The organism is Paenibacillus nitricinens (genome assembly GCF_052056485.1).
GTDB classification, from domain to species: domain Bacteria; phylum Bacillota; class Bacilli; order Paenibacillales; family Paenibacillaceae; genus Paenibacillus_AQ; species Paenibacillus_AQ nitricinens.
The window spans coordinates 2,239,990-2,252,042 of sequence record NZ_CP183948.1 but is presented as its reverse complement, the minus strand read 5'-3'; the positions used below and the strand labels follow the sequence as shown (position 1 = coordinate 2,252,042).

Below are 12,053 nucleotides of genomic sequence, written 5' to 3'. Positions count from 1 at the left end.
GAATCAAAAAAAAGAGTCTCTCTTTTTTTCTCAAAATATGTTAACGTGTGCATATAACCTTTTAAGGAGGCACGGAGTATACTTATGACACCCACATTATTTATCGCAGGGGATTCCACTGCGGCTATCAAAGGTGCTGGAGAGAAACCTATGACTGGCTGGGGAGAATACCTGCAAGGCTATTTTGGGACTTCTGTTCGAATCGATAATCGCGCCATCAATGGCCGCAGTACCAAATCTTTTATAACTGATGGTCGCCTGGATGCCATCCTTAAAGACTTCAAAGCCGGTGACTACCTCTTCATTCAATTTGGACACAACGATGAGAAAAAAGAAGATCCTTTGCGTTACACTGATCCCGACACTGAATATCGCCGCAACCTAATTCAATATATTGAAGCTGCTCGGCAATTAGGTGGGACTCCGGTTCTACTAACCTCTGTAAGTCGCCGCCGCTTCAACTCCGATGGAGAGCTTGACCCGCTTGCTGTAGGCGCTTATCCCGAGGCTATGAAGCAGGTAGCTGAAGAAACGCATACACCGCTGCTTGATATTTTCGCAGCTTCGCAAGTGCTCTATCATTCATTAGGCGAAGAAGAATCCAAGAAATTATTCATGCATTTGCCTGAAAAAGCACATCCGAATTACCCAAATGGAGTTATGGATGATACTCATTTCTCTGATCAAGGTGCTCAGCACATCGCCAGACTTGTGGTTCAGGCTATTGAACAATCTACTGCCTTACCATTAACTGACTTACAACAACTAATAAAAGGAGTGATCACATCACATGGGCATTCCCCTGCATCTGGGTGTTCGAGCACATGATTTCACACAAGTTCCATTGAAGGATTTAATTGAAAAGATTCAGTTTTATAATTTCGCTCATATTCAGTTTGCACTTAAAAAGTCTTTTCCTGACAGTACTCCGAGTCTGACTGCTATAAGCCCTGGAACAGCTAGTTATTACGGAAATGCCTTTAGACAGGCTGGTATTCAGATGGCGGTGCTTGGCTGTTACGTTAATATTATAGACACTGATCCATTCAAACGGGCACAAGCGTTAGCCGAATTCAATACGCATCTTCGCTTGGCCAGAGATTTCGGCGCTAGCCTGGTAGGAACAGAGACCGGAAGTGTAGGCCGGGGCTATACCACAGCTAATTTTACAGAAGAGGCTTTTCAGGAGGTCGTTACTTCGGTAAAGGTAATGGTTGCAGAGGCCGAACGTTTTGGTGTGACGGTAGGTATTGAAGCAGGACTTCATCATCCGCTGTATTCCGCTTCCTTAACTCGCCGACTGCTGGATGAGATTCCTTCTAATAATCTTCAGGTCATATTGGATTGCGCAAATCTAATGTCACCTACAAATTACTTACATCAGGAAGCTATTATTATGGAGGCTTTGAAGCTCTTAGGAAATCGAATAGCCATCATTCATTTAAAAGATTTTATCGTGCAAGATGGAGCCATCAAAATTGTTCCTGTAGGTCAGGGCTGGCTTGAGTTTGAGCCGATTCTTCGTTATATGAAGTACGAGCGTCCGCATATTCAGGGCATTTTAGAGAGCACTCCTGAATCGCATCTAAGAGAAAGCATCGCTTTTTTACACCGGATATATGAAGACGTGTAAATATAAGATCTCATACAAAAAAAATCCACGGTACACCTCATTACCTTGTACAGTGGATTTTTATATTCTGTTTAACATCCGTTTGACCTCCATGAAATAATAGGCTGTTATGATCAAGACATCAAGAGTACCTGGGAGGGGTTCTATGCGTCTTGCTTTATTTACAGACACATTTCTTCCGCAAACGAATGGTGTCTCACTTACGCTTCAGCGCTTAACCACTCATTTGAACCGGCGGGGTATCGAGCATCTGCTATTTTCGCCGAAATCTGCTCCTGAAGACAGTTATGCCGATCCCATACGTCCCATTACCAGTATCCCCTTTTTCTTATACCCAGAATGTAGACTCGCGCTGCCGAATATGTCCTCCATCCAGTCAGAGCTAAAAGCTTTTCGACCCGATCTGCTGCATTTGGCTACTCCGTTCAATATCGGTCTATGCGGCCTTCGCTATGCGAGAAAGCTTGGCCTGCCTCATGTCGCCTCCTACCATACCCATTTTGACCGCTATCTTGAATATTATCGGATGAAAAAAATTGTTCCTCTTTATTGGAAGTACATGAAGTGGTTTCATCGGTCCTGCGATGCTACCTTCGCGCCCTCCAACGAGACACTTGATTCCCTCCAAGCTCAAGGTTTTCAACGTTTGAAGCTTTGGTCTAGAGGCATCGACTGCAATCTCTACACTCCGAAAAAACGCAGCCATCAGGTCCGTGATCGTTACGGAATTACCGCGCCGATATTACTTCTGTATGTGGGAAGGATTGCTCCTGAAAAAGATATCAACACCCTTGCTCTCGCCATGCAGCAATTGCCCGAGTCTATGCAAGCTCAGGTGCATTGGTTAGTTGTTGGAGACGGTCCCTTATTATCAGAAATGCGGGCACAGGCGCCGCAAAATGTCACGTTTACGGGCTACAAACACGGTGAAGAGCTTGCCCAATTGTATGCCTCAGCTAATCTATTCGTCTTCCCTTCCAGTACGGAAACCTTCGGTAATGTTGTCCTTGAAGCCATGGCCTCTGGACTGCCTGTCCTCGCCGTAAATGAAGGCGGGGTGAAGGATCTGGTTACACCCGGCCGCACCGGAATCATCGTCCCACCTCGTTCCCCTGTTGCTTTTATTCGTGAGATTTGTGCCTGTATAGAGCAACCCCAAAAGCTGGCTGCTATGGGTTATGAGGGGCGACAGCTGGCGCTCGGCCGCTCGTGGGAGAGCATTTTTGATGGACTCATTCGCGATTATGAAGAGATCATTGAGAACAGGCGCTTCGATCTTATACCGGCTTTACTACCATTAATATAATAATGACGATAGTGAGCACATGTACAGCTGCTTCTAACGGAGCGATCTTGTTCATTGCGGCGTTGTAGCCTACAGGGATTTCGTCGCCTTCACTCGCCATCACGAGCTGGGTCAGCTTTTTCAATCGAGGCTCAACAAATCCAATAATAATGACTTCTATCACGATAAAAAATAATAACGAAAGATTGATCCACAACACCGACAAGCCCATTTTATCAATGATCATTAACAAAATTCCTGTAACGATCAGGGTAATCCCACCCGTTTTAGGGAATCTGTTTATTGTCTTCATCATGCCAAATACAAAACGAAGCTGGCTGCCTGTCTTGGCAGAGCTTGTCAGTATTGGCAGCACAAAAGCTGGTCCAATTCCCACAATGGCCGCTATAACATGTATGACTACCACAATCTTAGAGATAATCTCCGTCAATTCCATGATTACAATCCTCCCTATCATTCGTTGTTTAGATTCATATGACGATGATAGTGAAAATAGTCTTGCAGAATCCTTTAATTCTTAGATAATCTCGAAAAAGCGCCTAGCCGGATATTACCGACGTAGGCGCATTTTTAACTATTGCTTAGTTATTTTACCGTGACTTTCATAATTGTACTTTCACTTACGCCTTGATTATTCATCAGTTCTACACGGTATTCATAAACACCTGGAGATCGATTCGTGATTGAAGTAGAAGCCATTTGGGCATTCGGAGTATTTGCTGTTAAAGTTTGTGTATCGATAAGCACTCCATTCTCATACAAGCGATACACTTTACCGTTCATCCCCCACCATAGATTCATGGTCACTTTATACTCTCCATCACCATCCCAGTTGTCATTAGATAACACTGGCTTACCTGGTGCAGCATCCTTCACAATAACCATATGAGAAGTAGATACCGTTGTTCCAAATGAATTAGTTAGCTCAGCCGTGTAGGTGTAGGTACCGTTTTCTTTTCCAGTAACACTAGCCACTGCGGTCTGTGCGGTTGGGGAGTCATCGCGTAAGGTTTGCGTGTCTATTAAAGTACCGTTCTCATATAGCTTGTAGACCGTACCATTATTGCCCCACCACATGTTCATTGTGATTTTGTAATCACCATCCAAGAGTCCTGTATCCTGCCCATTGTTATTGGATAGGACCGGCTGCCCCGGAATTCCTGTAGCCTTCTGCGACCCATTTACGACTATAATTACTTGTTCTGTCGTCGAGAGTCCAGCGTTATTCACAGCTGTTGCGAGGAACGTATGTGATCCCGTAAGTCCTGTTAGGGCAATCTCATCACCATAGGCAACTTCTTTTCCATCAAAGGTGATATCCAAACTACGAACACCCGATTCAGGATCTTCTGCTACGACCTGTATTTTCAAAACCTCCGATTCACTCATTTGAGTAGAAGGTAAACCCGTAATTGCAGGTGGTGTAGTATCTTCTGTTTCCCCCGGAGAACCAACATATTGAATTTTTGGCGCCGCAGGTTGTTCCATGCCTTCGCCAAGAAAGAATCCAGGATGCGGAGGTTGATTATAACCCACGTTCTGCCAAGCCACTCCCAGTCGGTAGATCGGATCATGCATCAAAGTTCGAATACGATAATCTGTCATATCCGTTGTTGTATAGATTCGTAATTCAGAACTGTCCGTTGCGCGCCAGATCACTTCTTCACGCCAATCCCCGAACAGATCCGCCTGTAAGCTTGGGTTCGCCTTAGTGCCATTATTAGAAGAAGCTCCAGTAGCCGTCAACAAATTAGCTGTTGTCTGGTTGGTGTAATCCCACTTATCCACTCGATTAGAATCCAGCAATTCCCGTAAAAGATCACCATCCCACCAAATGCCGAAATTCGTAGAGGAAGGCAGCTTATTCGTAATTAGCTCTCCCTGAGCACTGTATACGCCTGTAACAGGGATCTGCACTTCATTGGTGATCGTTGCAGCCCATACCTCTTCCCCAGCATAACGCGGGTCAATATCTGCTGACATTCCGCGTCCAGTATCAATTCCTGTGAACACACCCCATAAGGTTTCCCCTGTAGCTGCATCACGCATTTCAATACCATACTTGGAATCGGTATGCTCATGTACATCAAAGACCTCCAGCCCCGGTCTGGTTGGATCAAGATCTCCGAAATGGATCGCATCCCCATGACCAAGCTTTGTATTGTACAGCGGCAATCCATCATCATCAATGGCCATCGCGCCGAAGGTTATTTCGTCCTTGCCGTCACCATCTACATCTCCTACTGAAAGATTATGGTTCCCTTGCCCTGCGTAATCGCCATACCCTTCTTCATTACTATCAAATCGCCATACCTTCTCTAGCTTACCTCCGCGATAGTTATACGCTGCAAGTACAGTTCTAGTGTAATAACCACGACTGAAAATCACGCTTGGCTGTTCACCATCTAAGTAAGCTACAGCTGCCAAAAAGCGGTCCACCCGATTACCATAGGCATCGCCCCAAGCGCCCACATCACCACGCGGCGGATCATAACTAACCGTATCCATTGCCCGGCCTGTTGCCCCTTCGAACACTGTTAAATACTCATTGCCGAGAAGCACATAACCCGAGCTGTTGCGATAGTCTGCACTAGCATCACCGATCAAAGTACCTTGACCATCAACCGTACCATCTGCTGTCTTCATCATAATCTCAGCACGCCCATCACTGTCCAAATCGTAAACCATGAACGGTGAATAATGCGCACCAGCACGAATATTAGGCCCTAAATTAATCCGCCATAAACGTGTGCCATCTAGCTTATAAGCATCCATATAGACTAGTCCTGTATAACCTGCCTGGGAGTTATCTTTGCTGTTCGAAGGCGACCATAACATGATGATTTCGTAGACCCCATCACCATCCACATCCCCTAGACTTGCATCCCCTGCACTATACGTATAAGGCTGACCGTCTTTGGTGTAATCATCTGCTGGTTTTTGCAAGGGAACTGATAGGTACTGCTTCTGCCATACGCTGAATTCTTCTGAAACAGATTTTTCGATTCCATTGTATACCGATGTGATTCTATATTTGGCATCAGCTGTGCCGGAAGGATCGAGATAGTTCGTGCTTTGCGTAATCAACGAATCATTTAGCTTCTCTTCCCCGCGATACAGATTGAAACCGATCGATTCCGGGTCCAGACCTAACATCCGCCAGCTGATATAAATGCCCTCATCTGTCTTAACCGCTACAGGCGCACGATCCAGCGCCTCCATCTTCCGATATAGTGTTGTCACCGCTGAGGTTTCCAGCGTAGCGGAAAGATCAGAGATACCGCCTGCATTTACCGAGGCAACTTTGTAATAGTAAGGAATTGTACTTAGAATGGTGGTGTCTGTGTATGAAGCTTCGAATGATTTGCCGATTAGAATGAACTCACCATCCGCGGATTTCGCACGATAAATGTTGAACATCCTTGCATCCGATACCTCATTCCATGTAAAGGTCACATCATTTTTGTTCGTAGATTGTACTGCTAGACCACTAGGTACGGTTGCTTTTGCTACAGATGGATCAATCATAGATACCTTTAAGGCATTAGATGTTACGGATTCCAGTCCCGTGCTATCTACCGAAGTTACCGTATAGATGTATTCCATACCGATATCCGCAGTGGTATCTGTGTAAAGCGGCTCTGTTGTCTCGCCCAGCAGCTCTGCACTGTTCGCAACCGTTGCTTGACGATAAACTCGGTATCTCAGCGCACTATCCATACCATCCCAAGATAGATTAGCTGCGATAGGCTCATTGTTTAAGTCCAGACTACCTAGTTTCAGATTCGTTGGGGCTAATAATAGAGGTGTGATTTCAAGTCCATTGAGATGAGCCGTTGTGCCGCTAAAAACAAGATTCATCTGACCGTCTTTGACAGCGATCTGGTTATACAGCTTCTCAGCAATATTTTCCTTACCTGAGGAGACTGTTCCATAATCTTTGCCTTCAATCGCTACGTTCGTCTTGGTAGAACCAATCCAATCTCCGGTATAAGTCTTAACGGAATAATAACCATTCGGTAAATCCACTTTAAATTCATACGAGCCTCCAAAATAGATCACGAAATCTCTACGAAGTGCATCAGTCGCACTACCGCGATCTCGATCACTCATACCTTCACTTGAGGACAAGCCATAACCACGTTCTGCTGTATAAAGTACATTACGGTTCACTTCCGTATAACCGGCGGCAACGGGTGAGCCAACAGGTCCAAAATCATAACGATATTGTGCGGACTTCGTAGTCAGCTTAACTTCATCTGAAGGCTCAGACTCACCTAATCCGTTTACTGCAGTCACTCGAACGGAGTAGCTGTTACCTTCCGCCATTCCGCTTAATGTTAAAGCTGGAATAGTGGCAGTTCCCGCCAATACGTAAGCAGTTTCAGCTTCTGACGCCAGCTTACGATAGATTTTATAAATATCAGCGCCCTCTACATTATCCCATTTCAGTACTGCACCTGCATTACTGATACTTCCCGCTACAAGACCTTTTGGCTTGGCAGGCACTGTTTCTGGCTGCTTAATGTCCTCTACAAAACTGGAGAGCGGAATGTTTAATTGCTCTATTCCTTTGGCCAGCAGACGAGCCATTTGAATCGCTCCGTACTCTTGAAAGTGAGTATCGTCTGTCGACCCATTCGGGAAAGCACCATATATCCCTGCATCGAGGTGAAGGAACACCGATCGTGTAGCTGCAAAACCGATCGCGTTGTAATAAGCGACACTTAGCGCGCTAAGATCAACCAATTCCACATGCAGCTCATTCGCTACCTCTTTCATTGCCTGCACATATTCAGGGAAACTCACATTAAATTGTTCCGTGGCAGCATTATAATCTCTACGTCCCATCGGGGTCACCAGAATCGGAGTCGCTCCTCTTTGTCTGGCTCCCTCGACATACGTTTTTAAATAATTTTTATAATCTGCTGGAGAGGCATACCGATCAGGAACGCTGATCGTTGCGTCATTGTGACCAAATTGGATAAGGAAATAATCACCTGGCTGTATCTTTCGCAGTACTTCATCCAGCCGCCCCTCTACAATAAATGACTTAGAGCTGCGGCCTCCTATAGCGTGATTCTTAAACGTTACTTCCTCACTAAAGAAATCAGGAATCATTTGTCCCCAGCCAGCCTGTGGTATCCAGTAAGGATCATAAGTCTGCACAGTTGAATCACCCGCAATATAAACTGTAGGCAATTCATTAGCAGGACGGTCTGGCTGCTTAGTAATCACCAGTGCATTGATATTAGGCTTAGTGCCAGAGAACGCCAAGTTCATTTGTCCATCCACCAAAGCGATGTCAAAGCTCATTTCCAAATACTGACCTGATGTTTTGCTCGTCTGTTGAACTTTTTGAATGGATTCTACTTTGATGCCAATGTCCGTATCTCCGGCGCTATCTCCAGCGATAAGTGACACAGTATAGTCACCATTCGGTAAATCTACATTAAAGGCAGTATCCTTAGGGACCACCAAATCCGATCGTAAAGGATCAGAGGTTCCCCGGTCTACAGCAGTTACCTTTGATATATCCGTAAATCCATATTTAACCGCAGAGGAATAAGATACCCCCGCATCGACCTTAAGATAACCTTCCGCCGCAGCACCTGGGCCAAAATCAAAGGAATATACATTTCCTTCTGGCAATGTTACAGGTGGCGTGTATACCATACTTTCCACTTTGTTAGATAACTGGGATTGTCCTTGGCCATTAGCAGCTTTTACCCCAAAATATTGACGCTTAGAGGTATCTACTGCTACATCCGTAAATGTCGTCTTTTCCGACTGCCCAATCTCCTGGAAGGATCCATCTGCTGAATCAGATCTTAAGATTGTATAACGGGTAGCTCCCGCCACGTTGTTCCAACTTAGCTGAACAGAACTCGCACCTACGCTGACAATCGAAAGGCCCGTTGGTGCTGCCGGAACCTCTGCCTCCGGAATTTTATCTACTGTCACAGATGCACTCAAAGCAGACTCCTCACCGCTGCCTTTAACAGCAGACACATTATAGATGTAGCCACTGCCTTGATTTACGTCTGAATCCACGTAGTTGGTCGCAGCAACTTGACCAATCGATTGAATAGCCCCGCTAGGAAGCTCTGTCCGATATATATTGTAATAGACTGCTTCTGTCACGCTGCTCCACCCGAGGGAGACCGCAGCGGGCGAGAGATTCGTAACCGCTAAGCTCTCAGGAGCCTGCAGCGGACCCGGCACGATTTGCTGAATCGTAAGTCCATTTAAATACCCGCCAACCCCTGTACCCGTAATGCCAACGGTCAGTTGACCGTCATGGACAGCCGTGCGGTAGGTGGCTTGATTTACAGCCTGCTTGCTGCTTAATGAACCAGCCGTAACACCTTCTAAGGTAATCGTAGTTTTGGTTGTACTTGTGCCTGCCAATAAATCTCCTGAGAATACAGTCACATCGTAATCCCCATTAGGAAGATCCACTAGAAAGGCGTAAGACAATCCCAATATAAAATCATTAGTCAGTTCATCTCCGCCCGAGCGATTTCTTGAGGCAACCGCCTGATCTAGACCATATCCTAGCTCCTTCGTATACAGCTTAGATTCATGCACAGCTGTATAACTACTCATTACAGGACTTGTTGCCGTTCCAAAATCATATCGCAAAGTTATTGGACCTGAATCCGCACTGGCTGGTTGCACTCCAAAGGTTGTAGAGGGAAATAGAGATGAACAAATGAAGACCCACGACAATAACACAATAAGTATTTTATTCCCCATTTTATTTCTCTTCATCTTCCGTGCTTCACCCGCTTTCTTAGGATTGAAAGAACTTAGTACGCATCTGGCCCTGCTGCAGTAAACGCTTACAATAAGCTTCATTGTCATTCATTCTTCAAATATAAGTTCTCTTCGTGCGCGTATCCCCTCCTCCTTGCTCAGACACTTTTCTGGATAATCATTTCCAGATGCACTCATATCCAACACGATACTACCACCTAAGTTTCACTATGAACATTTAAAAAACAGAGTTTATCGTACACTAAACCGTTCAATTCACTCGCCTCTAGTTATAAAATCCTACGATTTCGTGACAAGCTGGGACATAAAACCCAGAATACACCTATACATTTTTAATTTCATATGAGTAAAATCATTTCAAAAAACAGCAAAAAGACCTCCTTGGTTTTCCAAGAAGGTCTTTGAGTTATGGTTAGATCTTACCGTTTAAGCTGCCACCCGGAGCAAATAATCGTTCGATATGCTTTTGAACCGCTTGATCCGGAATTAATGGTGGCGCTTGATGAGGTTTTACACGCGCATCAATAATCACGTTATCACATGACCAATGCTTATACTCCGTTGAACTGTTCACGCCATATATATCATGAGAAGGATTGCTGCGCGTGAACGTCGCCCATAGGAAATTCTCAATTCTATCACTTAAGAACTCGCTATCATCACACACAATAATCATCGGACATGATGGGAGTGCTCCCTCTTCTTGAATCGCTTCGCTAAGCTTGTTCATTTCCTGCGCTGCTTCAGCGTAAGTAGTGAATTTAGAGCCTTGAAGCGCCACGAGACCCGGCATTACCATACGCGCATGTTCAAATCCTTGTAGTTCTTGAAAAATGCCAGGAACCTCTGTACTTAGCTCTCTTTTCTTCTCCCCAACTGCAGCGAAAATCACCTTACTCCCGCTGTTTAATCCTGTGCCGGAATAATCAAGGGTATCAATCGTTGTATTCGTATAGAAATGAATATCTCTGCGAAGATTAATTCGCTCCAGAATATACGTCAAGAAATCTTCAACATCATGTGTACTAATAGGCTGTTGTTCTTCGGCTGTAATAAATAAAAACTTAGCTAAACTAAGCTGGCCTGTACCCAAAATCCGATTTGCAATGGTAAGAATCTCTGCTGGCTGCTTCACTTGCTGATAAGGCGTATAACGTTCACTGCCAATCGCAAATAAAAGGGGATGAACTCCCGCAGCATCAACGGCGTGAACTTCTTTGACACCCGGGATTTCTTGTCGAATAGCTCCGCCCGTCAACTCGTGAATTAACTCACCAAAAGCGGTATCCTCTTGTGGTGGTCTGCCGACAACCGTAAATGGAAAGATGGCATTCTTTTTAGCGTACACTTTATGTACTTTCATAACTGGAAAAGGATGAACTAAGCTGTAATATCCTAAATGATCACCAAAAGGCCCTTCCGGCTTCGTCTCACCAGGATGAATTTCCCCTGTGATCACAAAATCTGCATCATTACTAATGCAATATCCATCTACATAGCTATAGCTAAAATGACGTCCCGAAAGTAAACCTGCAACGATCATCTCACTCATTCCCTCTGGCAAAGGCATTACAGCCGATAACGTATGCGCTGGAGGTCCGCCGATGAAGCAGCTCACTTTAAGGGGTTCTCCTTTTCGATTGGCTCTTTCTTGGTGAACGCCGATACCGCGATGAATCTGATAATGAATACCAACCTCTTTATTGAGTTCATAATCATTGCCATTCAACTGAACGCGGTACATGCCCAGATTGGAATTCATAATGCCTGGCTTGTCTGGATCTTCGGAATACACTTGCGGCAATGTGACAAAAGCGCCACCATCCTCTGGCCAATGTGTAATCAGCGGAAGATCAGAAATACTGATTTCCTGAAAACCACTTGGCAGACCCCCTGGCTTTTTGATAGGCAATGCTTTTCTCGCGGATAGTCCTGTCCCTACATATTTAAAAGGATTTTTGAGTGCTTTCATAGGATCGTTACGAAGTGCAATTACGTTATGTGTGGAGTTCCAGGTACGCCGAAAGATAAACTTACTGCGCTCAATCGTTCCAAAAAGGTTAGACACCGCACGAAACTTCGAGCCTTTTACATTTTCAAATAATAATGCAGGCCCACCGGCTTCATAAACCTTCAAGTGAATTGCGGCCATCTCCAGATAGGGATCCACTTCTTCACGAATACGAACCAAATGTCCATGTTTCTCTAAATCATTTACACACTCTTCTAAATTGCTATATTTCATTTCATTACTCCGATCTCTAGAAGGTTATTACAAGATTTCTTGGATGCTTTAATTATACCCTGTAACTTATTAAAATAAAGCGATACCCT

The 12,053-nt window shown here is 44.8% G+C and carries 6 protein-coding genes; 3 read left to right on the top strand and 3 right to left on the bottom strand.

Features of this window, described 5'->3' with window-relative positions:
- Positions 1–84 precede the first annotated feature (84 nt).
- From ACN6KS_RS09690 to ACN6KS_RS09680, 3 genes are all read left to right on the top strand, one after another.
- The gene (locus ACN6KS_RS09690) at positions 85–828 is read left to right on the top strand and encodes a rhamnogalacturonan acetylesterase (RefSeq protein WP_094877574.1); all 744 of its coding nucleotides are present in this window, start codon (positions 85–87) and stop codon (positions 826–828) included.
- On the top strand, positions 791–1,633 hold the full coding sequence (locus ACN6KS_RS09685; RefSeq protein WP_440961893.1) for a sugar phosphate isomerase/epimerase family protein: 843 nt from the start codon (positions 791–793) through the stop codon (positions 1,631–1,633). The genes ACN6KS_RS09690 and ACN6KS_RS09685 overlap by 38 nt, the downstream gene beginning before the upstream one ends.
- 109 nt (positions 1,634–1,742) lie before the next feature.
- Positions 1,743–2,939 carry a glycosyltransferase family 4 protein gene (locus ACN6KS_RS09680; protein ID WP_440961892.1) on the top strand — a complete coding sequence of 399 codons (1,197 nt, stop codon included), beginning with the start codon at positions 1,743–1,745 and terminating at the stop codon, positions 2,937–2,939.
- Here the strand turns inward: ACN6KS_RS09680 and ACN6KS_RS09675 are convergent.
- The 3 genes from ACN6KS_RS09675 to ACN6KS_RS09665 all read right to left on the bottom strand — a co-directional run bounded on the left by ACN6KS_RS09675 (position 2,911) and on the right by ACN6KS_RS09665 (position 11,964).
- The gene (locus ACN6KS_RS09675; RefSeq protein WP_179283714.1) at positions 2,911–3,375 is read right to left on the bottom strand and encodes a DUF2269 family protein; all 465 of its coding nucleotides are present in this window, start codon (positions 3,373–3,375) and stop codon (positions 2,911–2,913) included. The two genes, ACN6KS_RS09680 and ACN6KS_RS09675, sit on opposite strands and share 29 nt — an antisense overlap.
- A 149-nt stretch (positions 3,376–3,524) precedes the next feature.
- Entirely contained in the window at positions 3,525–9,713 is a 6,189-nt protein-coding gene (locus tag ACN6KS_RS09670; protein WP_440961891.1) for an SGNH/GDSL hydrolase family protein, read from the bottom strand.
- A 418-nt stretch (positions 9,714–10,131) separates the two neighbouring features.
- Positions 10,132–11,964: a UbiD family decarboxylase gene (locus ACN6KS_RS09665; RefSeq protein WP_440961890.1), complete on the bottom strand. Its 1,833-nt coding sequence runs from the start codon at positions 11,962–11,964 to the stop codon at positions 10,132–10,134.
- Positions 11,965–12,053: the final 89 nt, after the last annotated feature.

Bases quoted from the DNA above. Each gene is read 5' to 3' on its own strand.
- ACN6KS_RS09690 (WP_094877574.1), top strand. From the start codon at position 85: ATGACACCCACATTATTTATCGCAGGGGATTCCACTGCGGCTATCAAA.
- ACN6KS_RS09685 (WP_440961893.1), top strand. From the start codon at position 791: ATGGGCATTCCCCTGCATCTGGGTGTTCGAGCACATGATTTCACACAA.
- ACN6KS_RS09680 (WP_440961892.1), top strand. From the start codon at position 1,743: ATGATCAAGACATCAAGAGTACCTGGGAGGGGTTCTATGCGTCTTGCT.
- ACN6KS_RS09675 (WP_179283714.1), bottom strand. From the start codon at position 3,375: ATGGAATTGACGGAGATTATCTCTAAGATTGTGGTAGTCATACATGTT.
- ACN6KS_RS09670 (WP_440961891.1), bottom strand. From the start codon at position 9,713: ATGAAGAGAAATAAAATGGGGAATAAAATACTTATTGTGTTATTGTCG.
- ACN6KS_RS09665 (WP_440961890.1), bottom strand. From the start codon at position 11,964: ATGAAATATAGCAATTTAGAAGAGTGTGTAAATGATTTAGAGAAACAT.